Raw genomic sequence first — 15058 nt, 5'->3', positions numbered from 1 at the left:
ATGAAAGAAATTTATTTTAATCATGATGGCAATATTGACGACTTAGTGTCCTATTTATTGCTATTACAAGCACCAGATATTAAGTTACTTGGTGTTAGTGCAATTGACGCCGATGGTTATCTTGAGCCATCAGTAGAAGTTTGTCGAAAAATGACGGATCAATTTAATTTGCGTGGTGATAAGCTAGCTATTGCTAAGTCGAATTCGCGGGCAGTTAACCAGTTTCCAGAAGCGTGGCGTACGGCATCATATTCCTTTAATTCACTACCATTACTAAATGAGTCTGGAAAAATAACAACTGGTGAAGCCGCTGAACCAGCGCATTTAGATATGATTGATAAACTAAGAAAGGCAGCTAAGCCAGTTACTTTAGTTATGACAGGCCCTTTAACTGACTTAGCCCGTGCTTTAGAAGTTGATCCCAAAATTGAAACAAAAATTGATCGTTTATTTTGGATGGGTGGTTCACTTGATGGTCATGGAAATGTGGTACAAGTAAATGCTGATGGAACACAAGAATGGAATGCTTTTTGGGATCCATTTGCGGTTGATCGAGTCTTTCAATCTGAGATTTCAATGCAAGTTATTGGGCTAGAGAGTAGTGAAGAACTACCACTAACCAATGATCTTAAGATGCACTGGGCAAGTTTGAGAAAATATCCGGTAGTTGATTTAGTAGGTCAAGCATATAGCTTATTAGTAAATCCTCCAATTCAAAGTGCCCAACTTTATTTTTGGGATGTATTGACTACAATTAATGCTTTATATCCAGAAGTGGTTCTAGCTTCGGAAAAGCGAACAGTTAAAGTACGTACCGTGGGTAATGCTGCAGGTCGCTTGGAAGATGATGAAAATGGGCGGGAGATTACTTTAGTAACCAAAGCTGATAAGGACTTCTTCTTTAAAAAGTTTGATGAATTAATGATGCAGACTAAGTAAAACTATAAAAACAGTTCTAGTTTAGAGCTGTTTTTTTTGCTTTATTATAAATAAAGTTAGTATATATACTTACTTATAGTGATTTAAATTAAATTATTTTTTTATATCATTTAGTACAAAGAATGAGAAGATAGTTAGTTAGAAGAGTAGTCTACCTAGATATTAAAAGGATGAAAAAGCAAAATGTAAACAAGTAGTTAGAAGTCAACCAAAAAGACTAACTCAATAAAATACTGAGTTAGTCTTTTTATTTATAAAACTGGCTAATTTTTAGAAGCAATCTATACTAGAATCATTGCCGGCTTAAGCCAATGAATCCCAAGCTGGTAATTCAGTTGCAGGGCCTTCGGCTAAAGTGATTTGTTCAGAAGTTAGATACTTCTTATGAACAGCAACTTCATAAACGTATTCTTTAAACCATTCATTGTTCATTACAAAAAAGCCCTTGTCACCATTTTTTTCACCCCAGGAATTTTCTACTTTCCACTGGCGAATGTGACCCTGATCTTCGTCGACGCCAACAAGAGCCATGGCATGACTAAAGTAGCCGGCACCAGTTCGCAATCGATCAGCTTTTGACATTTTTAAATCAACCCCAAATAGGTCACTTAATTGATATAAGTTGCTATCTAAATAGCCTTTTTGCCGATCACTTTGCTCACCAACATCATTGCCAAACCAAACAGCTTCGCCATCTTTTAACTGGTTAACACTAGCACGTTCTAAGTATTCAATGGGAACATTGAGCCATTGAATGTGACAAGTGCCATCAATGTTATTGGCATCGGGCAAACTATAAAGTTTATTGTATTCATGGTCTGGAGCGTTAGCTAGAAGTACATAATCATTAAAGTCAACATCGCCCATATATTTATGTAGAAATTCTAGTGGGGTTAATTCTTTGTCTAAGTGATAATTTTTATCATCATCACGATATTCTAAATCAAACTTCTTAGGTGGCTCTCCTACAGCAATAGCTGTCATTCGATAAACCTCACTTAAGAATTGTTCACGAACGAGTTTGATTTTTTCATCTTCTCCTGCCTGCTTTAATTTACGTAGAACCAATGCGTCTTTTTTAAGCTTATCGCCTAAGGCTTTGCCAAAGCCAGCTGTATTATTTGCATTAAAGCTTTCCGGCATTGCATATGAAGGTACAACACCGTACTTTTCGATTAAGGCTGTTGCCATTTGAAAATGCCCGCCATCTTTGCCAGCATTATTTAGATGAGTTCTAACAATACGAGAATCAAGTGGCTCACTAGCTGTTGCAATAATATAGTTATAGAAATTATTAGCTCGTTCAATTTTGTCCCAGAAAAAGTTATAACTTTGTGAAAAAGTAAAGTTTTTACAATGATACTTTTGCCCAAAATTATGACGTAAAATATTTAGCGTCGCAAATTCCCAGCAACGACCAGATTGACGTTGATTGGTTACATTATCAGTAGCTAATTCTGTAGAAAAAACACGGGTTAGTTCATTTTGCACCCGATCATTATAAGCAGCAGCTAAGACACCACTTTTTTGTGCAGCCCTAGCAACAACCTGATTTTGCGTGCTTTTATTAAAATCAGCTGAAAACTTTTCTAATTCTTGTAAGGTAAGTTTGTATCCCATAGGTGAATCTCCTTTTAATTTAATTTTAAATCACTTCATATTTTAATCTAAAAGAAAAACGAGTTCAATAAGTGAACTCGTTTTTAGGAATTATAGGGTTGATAGTTTTGTCAGAATTGTGTTATTTAAGTTAGTCAATTTTTATTGAATTATCATTTTTATCTGTACTTTGCTTTGGTAAGACGACGGTTAAAACACCATTTTCATATTTGGCACTAATTTCATTAGCAGCGACATTTGGCAATCTAAAGCTTCTAGAAATGTGACCAATACTTCTTTCACGGTGAATAATACTACTATTGTGGGCAACATCCTTAAATGCTTTCCTCGACCCAGCAACACTTAAAATACCATTGTTGTAGTTTAAGCTAATATCATCTTTATTCATACCTGGCATATCAATATTAATTACATAATCATGATCATTTTCAGCCACATCAGACTGCATTAATTTTGTTATTTCAGTCTCATCAAAAAATTTTCTCGGAAGATCAAACCAATCATTCATTGCATCGAAAAAGTCATTGTGACGATTTATCATTTCATTTGTCATAGTAAAAACTTCCTTTCAAAATTAAATTATTTTATTACAGAAGGCTTTCAATTCCTCTGTACAATTATTATTATAGTATTCAGCATTGAAAAATAAAAATAATTAGCACTCTTATTTTTTAAGTGCTAATTATGTGGTGGCTATCCTTTTATTATAAGAATTATAGCTTGTGGATTATTAAAATGAGGAGAAGAAGTTTTGACTTATTATCAGAAGATGACCCCAGAAGGCTATCAAAAAATTGAGATGGAAATTGCTCGTTTAAAAAAAGAGCGTCCAAGGCGAATTAAAATTTTGCAGGCAGCTCGAGCATTAGGTGATTTATCAGAAAATACCGAATATACCGAAGCTAAGCGCGAGTTAGGACATTTGCAAAGTAGATTACGTTATTTAAATAAGCAGTTGAATTATGCTGAAATTATTAAAAAAACTACTGATGGTAAAGTTGATTTAGGCAAAATAGTCACACTTGAGATTGGTCAAGAAAAAGAAACTGAGACATACCAAATTGTTGGTCGGATGGAAGCCGATGTTACTAAGGGTAAACTTGCCTTTGATTCACCATTGGGACAGGCGATTATGAAAAAAACTGTGAATACGACTGTAGAGGTAATAGCTCCTGCGGGAAACTATCAAGTAACAATTAAAGCGATCGATTAAAGACACCCCATTTAGTCGTACTTAATGTTAGTAATATAGTGTCCTATTAGGAATTAGTTGTGTCATATCTGAATTTAGATATTAAGTTTCGAGGAAGGAATTAGAAATCTTCTCGAAATGGATGGTCGAAAAAGCTAGCTATTTAAGAAAAGTTAATGATCATTTCATAAAATTACTTTTTTTTGCTATAATATGGATTTTGAAGAGTATACAATTAGTTAGATAGAGGTAGTTTTGTGAATACACCAGCATCAAGAGAAGGTAACCTAATACGCTATATTGTTTATTTTATTTGCTATTTAATGACAGCTGGCGTAATCAAGCTAGTTATTGAAAATCTGCCAATTCATATTTGGAATTTTATCTTATTTGCAACAATTTCCTTAATGGTTTTGTTATTTTTTATTTATCGCTTTAATCGAGAGCAACGCTTCTTTGCTCCAGGATTAGCCAGGTCATGGATTAGTAATTTTGCGCTTATTATTGGCATGACCCTGCTAATTACTGTATTCAGAATCAGTATTTCTTGGTTGCAATCGTATAATCACTTGCAGTTGTACGGTCTACAAACAACATATTTACACCATGAAGGGGTGGCAAATTATTGGTTCTTTTTGCTTGCGTTAGGAATAGTTTTACCGATATTACAAGAGTTTTTAATTACTGGCTTTTTGTTTAACTATGCTTTTAGGCGTGATAATGTACCTACCGCTATTTGGGGGATTATTACATCTGGAATTTTATTTAGTTTGCTTAATTGGCAAAATTCAGCAACATTATTATTAATCAATTTCTTTTTTGGCGCTATTTTTGCTTGGTCTTATTTGTATACACAAACTTTATGGATGCCGATTTATTTATCTGTTTTAAATGGTGTTTTACTTTTAATTATGACGTAAACTTAAGAACCAATGTATTAAGATAACTAAATTGCTTGGTCTGTTTTGGGATCAATTATAAGAATTAAATTACATAAAAAACGTAGGTTAAATCCTTAGGATTGACCTACGTTTTTTATATAGTATTAAGCGGATAGCGTGAATCGAACCCGCATCTTCAGCTTGGGAAGCTAACATTCTACCATTAAACTATACCCGCATTTCCTATTTATTTTACCATAGTTTTTTAGAAAAACCAACTTTCGGCAAAATTTTTGGCTACTGGGCCATTTTAGTGGCAACTAGATTTACGTCACGCGTAATTAGTGCGGAAAAATTTTGAAATAACCACTGGCGTAGTTCATCTGGCTCAATAACTAATGGCATCCGATCATGGATTGGTTGCATTATTTGATTAGCGGTGGTAGTAACCATTGAAAAATAATCGTTTTGGTAAATACCAGCAATTAAAGTCAGGGGCTCGTTAGAATTATGAAAACTATATTGCTCATGTGCTTGTTTACCGTATTTAGTAATATAAGTTTCCTGTGCTGTTTCAAAAAAGCAGTTTGTAACAATAATGCATCGTCTACGTGCAAAAGATGAATCCCACATAGATGGCCGTTGATTGAAGAAACGTTCTATTCGAGCATTGAAAATAACTTGATTTTGATTCATTGGCTTGGGATAGCCCCAAGTTTTAGGAATTAAAAGTAACTGATTATTTTGATATAAGAGTATAGGGGCCTTTTTTTTGGGGAAAAATATTAGAATTTTGCGGTAGATTCGAATCTGGTTCTATTAATGGTAATTTTAAATCGGTAATTAAGTATTTTTTGATTTCAGCTAAGCTTGGTATTTGGAATTGATGACACATTTGATCCTCTGTATTTTATCATGGCTTGATTTTTGGTAGAATTAGTTGTAATTACTGCATTAAAAAGATTTTAAAATTTTTTTCAACTTTCGGCAAGGAGGATACTAATGAAAAATAAAATACTACTTACGGGTGATCGTCCAACTGGTAAATTACACGTTGGACATTATATTGGTTCATTAAGAAATCGAGTTAAATTACAAGATTCTGGTGAATATCAGCCATATATTATGATTGCCGATACTCAAGCACTTACGGATAATGCACGTAATCCAGAAAAGGTTCGTAATAGTTTAATTCAAGTTGCGCTTGATTATTTGGCCGTCGGTATCAACCCAGATAAATCAACCATTTTTGTTCAATCACAAATTCCCGCCTTATTTGAATTAACAGCCTATTACATGGACTTGGTTACAGTTAGCCGCTTGGAACGAAACCCTACTGTTAAGGCAGAAATTAAGCAAAAAGGGTTTAATGATTCAATTCCAGTAGGTTTTTTGAATTATCCTGTTTCACAAGCTGCTGATATTACGGCTTTTAAGGCCACAACTATACCAGTAGGTGACGACCAAAAACCAATGTTGGAACAGACAAGAGAAATTGTTCGAACTTTTAACCGTGTATATAATTGTGATATTTTGGTGGAACCAAAGGGTTACTTTTCGACTAAAGGACAGGGAAGATTGCCTGGGCTTGATGGAAACGCTAAGATGTCAAAATCTTTGGGCAATGCAATTTATCTTTCAGATGATGCAGCAACTGTCCAAAAGAAAGTTATGTCAATGTATACTGATCCTGGGCATGTTCATGTACAAGACCCTGGTAAGATTGAGGGTAATATCGTCTTTACTTATCTTGATATTTTTGATTCTGATACAGCCAAAGTGGCAGAATTGAAAGAAGATTATCAAAAGGGTGGATTAGGCGATGTCAAAATAAAACGATATTTAAACAAAGTATTAGAGCAGGAATTAGCACCAATCCGTGAACGTCGACTCCGATATGAAGAAAAGATTGATGAAGTTTATGAGATGCTCGAAGCAGGCTCTAAACAAGCTAATATTGTCGCAAATCAAACATTGTCTGAAGTACGTGATGCGATTGGCTTAAACTACTTTAAGAGGTAAAAAATGCGTGATCGGATTCCTTGGAAACAATACTTTATGATGCAAGCTTTAGTAATTGCGCAGCGTTCTACTTGTGATCGTGCCTTAGTAGGCAGTGTTTTGGTAAAAGATAATAGAATTATTGGAACTGGTTATAATGGGTCAGTTAGCAATGAGCCACATTGCGATGATATTGGGCATCAGATTGTTGCTAATCATTGTGTGCGAACAATTCATTCAGAAATGAATTCATTGATTCAATGTGCGCGCAACGGTGTTTCAACTGATTATACGGAAATTTATGTTACACATTTTCCTTGTTATAATTGTGCTAAGGCTTTAGTTCAAGCGGGTATTAAAAAGATAAATTATTACTTTGATTATCATGATAATCCCTTGGCAATTGAGCTTTTTAAAGATTGTGAGGTTCCTTATGAGCAAATTAAAATTAATCGCAACTATGTTGAACAGCTGGCACATAAGCTTGAAGATGTTGAAAACTAAATTAAGTTCTATAGTTGTATTAGTTAGTCTATTTTTAACGATGACCGCATTTTCTGATCCTAATATTAAGGATGAATGTCACCTGTTAGATAAAGAAACTAGCCATTTAATTGTTGCTAAAAATGGGCGGTATTTACAAACTAGTGAGCAACCTCAGATTGTGGTGCAAACGGTTCAACGAATAAATGATTTGACGCCACATCGTTTAGCTAAGGCTAAAAAAACTGTCTTTATCGTTGTAGGGGTCAAAAAAGAAAAGCGGAATGTCCAAATTTATTCTAGTAAGGATTTGCATGGTGCTTTTACAGCAGATGTGCGGGGAAGTATTATCCGATCACAATCTGCCGCCTTACTTAGCAAGGACAAAAAAGAATTTAACAAGGGCTTGAGATTTGTTTTTCGCGCTTGTGCAACGACCATTGATCAACGCTACCAATATGCCCTTGATAAATATGATTTAACTAGTAAGGAACGGGCGCAAGTCATTCATCCGCATCGATTGGCTTTGCCGATTGCTATGGCTTTAGTTATTGTAATTGCTGGCCTAGCGTATTTTTTCAAAAGTAATTTACATATAAAAAATAAGTAAAAGGATTGACCACCTTAAGCGTGTGTGTTACTATCGACTTGCTAATTAAATAAAACAAATAAACTGTTAGGTGAGACTCCTACGTGAACATATGCTATCGCTCAGAAACATCCAGAGATGCCAATGAGTCAAATAGTTATCGTCGATTTAAGGCGCTAACCAGATAGCTAGCTTAAGGCTTACGTCACGTAGTGTTAAAACTGAACGACGAGTACTTGATAATACCTTGTTTAAAAGGAGGGAGCGCCTAGCGGATGAAGCGGATGGGGGCTCTCTTTTAGTTTGTTTGAATTTTGGAAAAGAAGGAGTGAGAATAATGTTGAAAAAAGCCAATGAATCAGCTACTAACCAAGATTTGGAGCTGGTTAAAAGTATTGCTAAGGAAAGTAGAACTGAGACACTAGCACGACTACATACTAGCAGTGATGGGTTAACAAGTGAACAAGCTGTTCGCAATAGAGAAGAATATGGTGCAAATACAATTACGTCTAACAAACATAATTCTAAATTGCATTTTTTGACAGAAGCTTTTATTACTCCTTTTAGTTTAGTATTAATTGTTTTAGCATTTTTATCATTATGTACCGATTATATTTTTGTTCCAGCCGGTGAAAAAGATTTAACAACGGTAATAATTATGTTAACGATGGTCTTTATTTCAGGGATAACTAATTTCATTCAGAATATCAGATCATCAAATGCTGTTGATTCACTCTTAAAGATGGTTTCAATTACAACTGACATTATTAGAGACGGTAAGGATCAAGAAATTGATACTAGTGAAGTGGTAGTTGGTGATGTAATTCGGCTTGCAGCTGGTGATATGGTTCCGGCTGATATGCGTCTTTTAACGAGTAAAGATTTATTTTGCTCATCGAGTTCATTAAATGGAGAATCGAATCCAGTTGAAAAAATTGCAACCAAGAAACCTAAAATTGGCGCAGATCGTGATTATTTAGATTACCCAAATATTCTTTATGAAGGGACAACGATTGTTTCTGGATCTGGACTTGGTGTTGTATTTGCTACAGGTGAGCGGACAATGTTCGGCAAGCTGGCACATGATATTTCAAATCAAGATGTAAAAAACACTGCATTTGATGTGGGAATTAAAAATGTGTCTAAGCTATTAATAATTATGACGGCTATTATTGCCCCATTGGTTTTTATTATTAATGGTTTAACTAAGGGAGATTGGGTTAATGCCTTAATTTTTTCAATTGCAACTGCAGTTGGGTTGACGCCAGAAATGCTGCCTGTAATTGTGACAACTAATTTAGTCAAAGGTTCAATTGAAATGTCCAAAAAGGGCACAATTGTTAAAAAGATGAATTCGATTCAAAATTTTGGCTCAGCCGATATTTTGTGTACTGATAAAACAGGAACTTTGACTCAAGATAAAGTGGTTTTAGAACGGCACTATGATTTAAATTTACATGAAAATCCTCATATTTTAGAATTAGGTTATCTTAACTCATATTACCAGACTGGAATGAAAAATTTGATTGATAAAGCAATCATTGAAGCAGCTGGTGATGAATTAGATATTAATGAAATTCAACGTGATTATAATAAGATTGATGAAATTCCGTTTGATTTTTCTAGAAGAAGAATGAGTGTAGTCGTTGAAAATGCTGATCTTGAACATGGCGAACACTTGCTAGTAACTAAAGGCGCTTCTGAAGAGATGATGGCTGTTGCCACTAAAATTGAAGTCGATGGGCAAATTTTACCGCTAACGCCAGAACGTAAACAAAAAGTAATGGAAAAAGTTAACGAAATGAATAGCGATGGATTGCGGGTTATCATGTTGGGTTATAAGCGTAATCCAGCTCCTGTGGGAGAATTTTCTGTTAAAGATGAAGAAAACTTGATATTATGTGGCTTCTTAGCCTTTCTTGATCCCCCAAAGGAAAGTGCCAAAGCGGCTTTGGCAAAGCTTAAAGAAGACGGTATTACAGTTAAAATTTTAACTGGCGATAATGAAGCAGTTACGCGAACAATTGGTTTGCAAGTAGGTTTAAATGTAGATACGGTTTACTCTGGGGCTGATTTAGAAGGGAAAAAACCGGATGAATTGGCAAAGATGGTAGAAGAATGTAATATTTTTGTGAAGTTATCACCAGAAGACAAAACTAAGATTATCAACTTGTTGAAACAAAATGGTCATACAGTAGGCTACATGGGTGACGGTATTAATGATGCACCAGCAATGAAAGCGGCAGATGTTTCAATTTCAGTAGATACAGCTGTAGATATTGCGAAAGAATCAGCCGATATCATTTTGCTACATAAGGATATGAATGTCTTAGAAACAGGGGTTAGAATTGGACGTAAAGTCTTTGGTAATACTACTAAATACATTAAGATTACCCTATCTTCAAACTTTGGTAATATTTTATCGATTCTAGTTGCGTCCTCATTTTTACCATTTTTACCAATGCTGCCCTTGCAACTATTGGTTTTAGATTTATTATATGGAACTAGTTGCTTATCATTACCATTTGATGAAATGTCTGATGATTATCTCAAAGAGCCACGAATTTGGTCGACTAAGAAATTACCAAAATTTATGTTTTACTTTGGTCCAACTTCTTCAGTTTTTGATATTCTAACATTTGGCTTATTATACTTTATAATTTGTCCGTATTTAGTTGGTGGTAGCTTTAATGCAATTAGCCCTAGTCAAAAAATAGCTTTTATAGCCTTATTCCATACGGGGTGGTTTATTGAATCACTGTGGACGCAAGAAATGGTTATTCATGCCTTGCGTGACCAGCGCTTGCCGTTTATTAAGCAACATGCTACAACCACCGTTGTCTTGTCTACTTTCGGTGCTGGGATTATCGGAACATTGATTCCATTTTCCTCTTTAGCAGGTAAGCTTGGTTTTGGTAAGATGCCATTAAGCTTTATGTGGATTATTTTAGGAATTTTAATCCTTTATATCTTACTGACGACTTTGGTAAAGCATTTTTACTTAAAAGATGAAAAATTTCTAATTTAAAAAATATGGCTAAAGGTTAAAAAGGGAATTCCAGGAGGAATTCTCTTTTTTGTTGGTGTAGTATTATATAATATAATGAATTATACGAATCTTAAGGAGAAAAATGAAAATGGCTGATAAAAAAACTTTTTACATTACGACCCCAATCTATTATCCATCTGGCCGCCTGACCATTGGTAATGCTTACACTACTATTGCTGCTGATGTTATGGCTCGATACAAGCGTAGCCAGGGTTATGATACTTTCTTTTTAACTGGAACTGATGAACACGGGCTAAAGATTGAGCAAAAAGCTGAACAGCAAGGAATCAAGCCACAAGAGTTTGTTGATAGTATGGCAGCAGATTACAAAAAATTATGGAAAAGCCTGGATATTTCTTATGATAAGTTTATTCGCACCACTGATGAGCAACATGTTAAAGGCGTTCAAAAAATATTTGAACGTTTGTTAAAACAAGGTGACATTTACCTTGGCGAATATACTGGCTGGTATTCAGTTGAAGATGAGGAATACTTTACTGAGTCACAATTGGCCGAAGTTTATCGTGATGCTGCGGGCAAGGTAGTTGGTGGCAAGGCACCATCTGGTCATAAGGTTCAACTGGTTAAGGAACCATCATATTTTTTCAAAATGAGCAAGTATGCTGATCGACTTTACCGCTACTACCAAGATCATCCTGAATTTATTCTGCCTAATTCGCGCGAAAAGGAAATGGTCAATAATTTTATTAAGCCGGGGCTAGAGGATTTGTCGGTTACTAGAACCACAGTTTCTTGGGGAATTCCTGTACCAAGTGATCCTAAGCATGTTGTTTATGTCTGGATTGATGCTTTATCAAACTATATTACCGCCTTGGGTTATGGCTCTGCTGATGATTCTTTGTTTAAAAAATATTGGCCAGCTGATGTTCACTTGGTTGGTAAGGAAATTGTTCGTTTTCATACAATTTATTGGCCAATTATGTTAATGGCTCTTGATTTACCGCTTCCTAAACATATTATTGGTCATGGTTGGGTATTAATGAAGGATGGTAAGATGTCTAAATCAAAGGGTAATGCCGTTTATCCGGAGTCAATTACCAGCCGTTATGGTGTAGACGCTTTACGTTACTACTTAATGCGAGCATTACCTTTTGGTTCTGACGGTATTTTTACACCGGAAGACTTTGTTGAACGAGTTAACTATGATTTAGCCAATGATTTAGGTAACTTGCTAAATCGGACCGTTTCGATGATTAATCAGTATCAAATGGGTCTTGTTAAGCCAGTTAGTGAACAAGATGAATTGGGCAAAAATTTAGCTGAAACTGCGCATAAAGTGATTAATAGTTATCAACAAGAAATGGACACGCTTCACTTTACGCAAGCAATTGATGACATATGGCAATTAGTCAGTCGTGCTAATAAATACATTGATGAGACAGCGCCTTGGATCTTAAATAAAGAAGACAAAAAGAATGATTTAGCGCGAGTCATGGCTAATTTAGCAGAAAGTTTACGTATTATTGCATTATTAATCGCACCGATTATGACGCGGACTGCAGGCAAAATATACAAGCAATTAGGACTTGATTGGAATAATTCTGCGCAAAAGCAACTTAAATTTGGTGGCTACAATTGGAATATCAAAGTTGCTGCAAAAGCACAGCCAATTTATCCACGTTTAAAGCCAGAAGAAGAAATTAAATATATTAAAGATGAAATGGCAAAAGCTAAGCCCAAGAAGCAATCCCGCAGTGAAAAAGAGCAAAGCAAAGAAATTACAATTGATGATTTTGCTAAGATTAAAATTCAAGTTGGGCAAATTTTAGCAGTTGAGCCAGTTAAGGGCTCTAATAAGTTATTACAATTTCAATTAGATTTTGGTGCAGCAAACAAACGTCAAATTTTAAGTGGAATTAGGAAATATTATCCAGAAGCAAGTGAATTAGTAGGTAAAAAAGTACTGGCAGTAACTAATTTAAAGCCACGTAAGATGCTAGGAAAACTTAGTCAAGGCATGCTTTTATCTAGTGAAAAAGCAGGACAAGTAAAATTAGCTATTGTTGGTGATGAGCATGAAATTGGGGCAGAATTAGGTTAATGGAATTAATTGATAATCACACCCATTTACAAGACAAACCTTTTCAAGGAAAAGAAGAGTTTTACCTTGAACGTGCACATAAATTAGGGGTAACCAAAGTAATTTGTGCTGGTCAAGACCCTACTTTTAACCAACAAGCAATTGCCTTAAGCCAGCGTTTTGATCAAGTTTACGCAATGGTTGGCTATTGTCCTGATATTGCTAAAGCTTATAATCAAAAGGCTGAAGATTTATTAATTGAGCAGTTGCAAACTCCTGGTGTGGTAGCGATGGGAGAGATTGGGCTCGACTATTATTGGGATGAAACGCCGCGAGAAAAGCAAAAAGAGGTATTTGCTCGACAAATTGAGGTTGCACATGAATTAAAAATGCCAGTTGATGTCCATACGCGTGACGCTTTTGCGGATTGTTACGAAATTCTCCAGCATAGTAATCTAGAATATGGTGCAGTCTTGCATAGTTTTAATGGCAGTGTTGAATGGTTAGCAAAGTTTTTAGCTTTAAATGTTAACTTCTCCTATTCAGGTGTGGCGTCTTTTACTAAAGCGACGCAGGTGCATGAATCTGTCAAAAATACTCCACTAGATCGGTTACTGATTGAAACGGATGCACCATTTTTGACACCTAAGCCATACAGAGGCAAGCAAAATGAGCCGGGTAACGTTTATTATGTTGCACAAGCTATTGCTGAATTGAAAGATATACCAATACAAGAGGTTGCTCAAGCAACTTATGCTAATACAATGAGGATTTATGGGCTTAACTAAAAAACATTTTAATGCAGTAGTTGTTGTTGAAGGAAAAGATGACACAATTAGGTTAAAACAATTTTTCCCGGGAATTGAAACAATCGAAACAAATGGTTCCGATGTGCCAGATGCCGTTTTAGTAGAATTAAAAGAATTAGCTAAAAAGCGCGATATAATTGTTTTAACTGATCCTGATTTAAACGGAGAACGGATTAGACGGTTGGTTACTGAAGTAGTGCCAAACGCGAAGCAAGCATTTATCACTCGTCAAGAAGGTCGACCACGTAAAAAAGGAAATTCGTTAGGAGTTGAGCATGCCTCAAAGGCTACGCTGACTACAGCTTTGAGTGATTTACATGAAAGTAAAATGCAAAGCAGTGATTTGACTAGAGCAATATATCGAAAATTAGGTTTAGCTAGTGACTTAAATTCGCGTAAATTACGGGAAAAAGTAGGAATTAAATTGCGAATAGGTTACGGGAATGCACAACAATTTTATAAACGGTTACAAACTTTTGGGGTAACTAGTGCTCAACTTGAGAAAGTAGTAGAGGAGGTTAATAATGAATAGTGATATGCCAATTGGTTCAAGTGTAAGAACCCAAGCCATTATTAATCGTTATTTTTTACGAGCTAAGAAAAATCTCGGCCAAAATTTTTTGGTTGACTTAGATGCTCTCGAAGGAATTGTTCAAGCCGCAGAGATTAAGTCCAATGATCAAGTAATTGAAATTGGTCCAGGAATAGGTTCATTAACTGAACAATTACTATTGGCAGGGGCAAAAGTCTTTGCCTATGAAGTCGACGAAACTTTGCCCGAAATTTTACAAAATGAATTACCTGCAAAAATCAATGGTGTCCCGATAAAAGAGCGCTTTAAGCTTATGATTAAGGATATCTTAAAGGCGGATTTTGCTACTGATTTGGCGGATTTTTTTGATTTAACTCAACCAGTTAAAGTAGTGGCAAATTTGCCATATTATATTACGACGCCAATTATTTTCTTTTTAAATGATACAAAGTTAAATTTTTCCAGTTTAACTTTAATGATGCAAAAAGAAGTAGCCGAGCGGCTTAGTGCGCATCCAGCTACTAAAGAATATGGTCCACTTACAATCTCTGTCCAAACGCAAATGAAAGTAAACCTTGCCTTACAGGTAAAAAGCAAGTCTTTCATTCCAAGACCTAAGGTTGATTCTAGTGTAGTTGTTTTGCAGCCTTTGCCTAAAAAAACAGATGTTGGTAATATTAAACATTTTAATCGGGTAGTCAAATGTTGTTTTGCCCAAAGACGCAAAACATTAAATAATAATTTAAAAACTTTAATTCCTAATACCTTCCAACGGGAAGCACTGATTAGTAACTTGGGTGTTGACTTACATACTAGACCAGAACAATTGACGATTGACCAGTTTGTCGACCTAGCCCGAGCCATACCAATTAAAAATTAACCAAAATATTCGGATTTAGCTTTAAAAATGATTGAAAAAATA

General features: G+C 35.3%; 13 protein-coding genes, 1 tRNA gene, 1 pseudogene and 1 riboswitch. Of the genes and pseudogenes, 11 read left to right on the top strand and 4 right to left on the bottom strand.

The window, feature by feature from the left end; translation table 11 throughout:
• Positions 1 to 939, top strand: coding sequence for a nucleoside hydrolase (locus tag BM203_RS02360; RefSeq protein WP_090092463.1), 939 nt, complete (start codon positions 1 to 3; stop codon positions 937 to 939).
• 303 nt (positions 940 to 1242) lie between these two features.
• Here the strand turns inward: BM203_RS02360 and BM203_RS02355 are convergent, their stop codons facing one another.
• Together BM203_RS02355 and BM203_RS02350 are read right to left on the bottom strand one after the other, a co-directional pair.
• Entirely contained in the window at positions 1243 to 2559 is a 1317-nt protein-coding gene (locus BM203_RS02355; protein WP_090092461.1) for a C1 family peptidase, read from the bottom strand.
• A 130-nt stretch (positions 2560 to 2689) separates the two neighbouring features.
• Entirely contained in the window at positions 2690 to 3112 is a 423-nt protein-coding gene (locus BM203_RS02350) for an Hsp20/alpha crystallin family protein (RefSeq protein ID WP_090092460.1), read from the bottom strand.
• Between the two features lie 198 nt (positions 3113 to 3310).
• Between BM203_RS02350 and greA the strand changes: the two genes are divergently transcribed.
• A complete protein-coding gene (greA, locus tag BM203_RS02345) occupies positions 3311 to 3772 on the top strand; it encodes a transcription elongation factor GreA (RefSeq protein ID WP_090092459.1) in 462 nt (153 codons plus the stop codon).
• A gap of 236 nt (positions 3773 to 4008) precedes the next feature.
• Positions 4009 to 4671: a CPBP family intramembrane glutamic endopeptidase gene (locus BM203_RS02340; protein WP_090092458.1), complete on the top strand. Its 663-nt coding sequence runs from the start codon at positions 4009 to 4011 to the stop codon at positions 4669 to 4671.
• A 128-nt stretch (positions 4672 to 4799) separates the two neighbouring features.
• Here BM203_RS02340 and BM203_RS02335 read toward each other — a convergent pair.
• Positions 4800 to 4870: transfer RNA gene (locus BM203_RS02335), tRNA-Gly, on the bottom strand.
• 59 nt (positions 4871 to 4929) lie between these two features.
• Positions 4930 to 5527: pseudogene (locus BM203_RS02330) on the bottom strand (SOS response-associated peptidase family protein).
• A 107-nt stretch (positions 5528 to 5634) separates the two neighbouring features.
• Between BM203_RS02330 and trpS the strand changes: the two are divergent.
• The 8 genes from trpS (at position 5635) to rsmA (ending at position 15016) form a co-directional block, all read left to right on the top strand.
• On the top strand, positions 5635 to 6654 hold the full coding sequence (gene trpS / locus BM203_RS02325; RefSeq protein WP_090092457.1) for a tryptophan--tRNA ligase: 1020 nt from the start codon (positions 5635 to 5637) through the stop codon (positions 6652 to 6654).
• Positions 6655 to 6657: 3 nt separating this feature from the next.
• Entirely contained in the window at positions 6658 to 7137 is a 480-nt protein-coding gene (locus BM203_RS02320; protein WP_090092455.1) for a deoxycytidylate deaminase, read from the top strand.
• Complete coding sequence (locus BM203_RS02315; RefSeq protein WP_090092453.1) at positions 7124 to 7726, top strand: TPM domain-containing protein; 603 nt, start codon at positions 7124 to 7126, stop codon at positions 7724 to 7726. Before BM203_RS02320 ends, BM203_RS02315 begins: the two co-directional genes overlap by 14 nt.
• A 55-nt stretch (positions 7727 to 7781) precedes the next feature.
• A riboswitch (M-box (ykoK) riboswitch) is annotated at positions 7782 to 7946 on the top strand.
• 96 nt (positions 7947 to 8042) lie between these two features.
• Positions 8043 to 10733, top strand: coding sequence for a magnesium-translocating P-type ATPase (gene mgtA, locus BM203_RS02310; protein ID WP_090092451.1), 2691 nt, complete (start codon positions 8043 to 8045; stop codon positions 10731 to 10733).
• 109 nt (positions 10734 to 10842) lie between these two features.
• The gene (gene metG / locus BM203_RS02305; protein ID WP_090092450.1) at positions 10843 to 12816 is read left to right on the top strand and encodes a methionine--tRNA ligase; all 1974 of its coding nucleotides are present in this window, start codon (positions 10843 to 10845) and stop codon (positions 12814 to 12816) included.
• Complete coding sequence (locus BM203_RS02300) at positions 12816 to 13583, top strand: TatD family hydrolase (protein ID WP_090092448.1); 768 nt, start codon at positions 12816 to 12818, stop codon at positions 13581 to 13583. The genes metG and BM203_RS02300 overlap by 1 nt, the downstream gene beginning before the upstream one ends.
• Positions 13570 to 14136, top strand: a complete 567-nt coding sequence (gene rnmV, locus BM203_RS02295; RefSeq protein ID WP_090092446.1) for a ribonuclease M5 — start codon at positions 13570 to 13572, stop codon at positions 14134 to 14136. The genes BM203_RS02300 and rnmV overlap by 14 nt, the downstream gene beginning before the upstream one ends.
• Positions 14129 to 15016, top strand: a complete 888-nt coding sequence (gene rsmA / locus BM203_RS02290) for a 16S rRNA (adenine(1518)-N(6)/adenine(1519)-N(6))-dimethyltransferase RsmA (RefSeq protein WP_090092445.1) — start codon at positions 14129 to 14131, stop codon at positions 15014 to 15016. The genes rnmV and rsmA overlap by 8 nt, the downstream gene beginning before the upstream one ends.
• The last annotated feature ends 42 nt before the right edge of the window (positions 15017 to 15058 follow it).

This window comes from Lactobacillus bombicola, from assembly GCF_900112665.1.
GTDB lineage: Bacteria > Bacillota > Bacilli > Lactobacillales > Lactobacillaceae > Lactobacillus > Lactobacillus bombicola.
The sequence above is the reverse complement of the archived record's forward strand: the minus strand, read 5'-3'. Positions and strand labels throughout refer to the sequence as shown.

What these genes read in the sequence shown, in the direction of transcription:
- BM203_RS02360 (WP_090092463.1), top strand. Translation starts at nt 1, where the DNA reads ATGAAAGAAATTTATTTTAATCATGATGGCAATATTGACGACTTAGTG.
- BM203_RS02355 (WP_090092461.1), bottom strand. Translation starts at nt 2,559, where the DNA reads ATGGGATACAAACTTACCTTACAAGAATTAGAAAAGTTTTCAGCTGAT.
- BM203_RS02350 (WP_090092460.1), bottom strand. Translation starts at nt 3,112, where the DNA reads ATGACAAATGAAATGATAAATCGTCACAATGACTTTTTCGATGCAATG.
- trpS (WP_090092457.1), top strand. Translation starts at nt 5,635, where the DNA reads ATGAAAAATAAAATACTACTTACGGGTGATCGTCCAACTGGTAAATTA.
- BM203_RS02320 (WP_090092455.1), top strand. Translation starts at nt 6,658, where the DNA reads ATGCGTGATCGGATTCCTTGGAAACAATACTTTATGATGCAAGCTTTA.
- BM203_RS02315 (WP_090092453.1), top strand. Translation starts at nt 7,124, where the DNA reads ATGTTGAAAACTAAATTAAGTTCTATAGTTGTATTAGTTAGTCTATTT.
- mgtA (WP_090092451.1), top strand. Translation starts at nt 8,043, where the DNA reads ATGTTGAAAAAAGCCAATGAATCAGCTACTAACCAAGATTTGGAGCTG.
- metG (WP_090092450.1), top strand. Translation starts at nt 10,843, where the DNA reads ATGGCTGATAAAAAAACTTTTTACATTACGACCCCAATCTATTATCCA.
- BM203_RS02300 (WP_090092448.1), top strand. Translation starts at nt 12,816, where the DNA reads ATGGAATTAATTGATAATCACACCCATTTACAAGACAAACCTTTTCAA.
- rnmV (WP_090092446.1), top strand. Translation starts at nt 13,570, where the DNA reads ATGGGCTTAACTAAAAAACATTTTAATGCAGTAGTTGTTGTTGAAGGA.
- rsmA (WP_090092445.1), top strand. Translation starts at nt 14,129, where the DNA reads ATGAATAGTGATATGCCAATTGGTTCAAGTGTAAGAACCCAAGCCATT.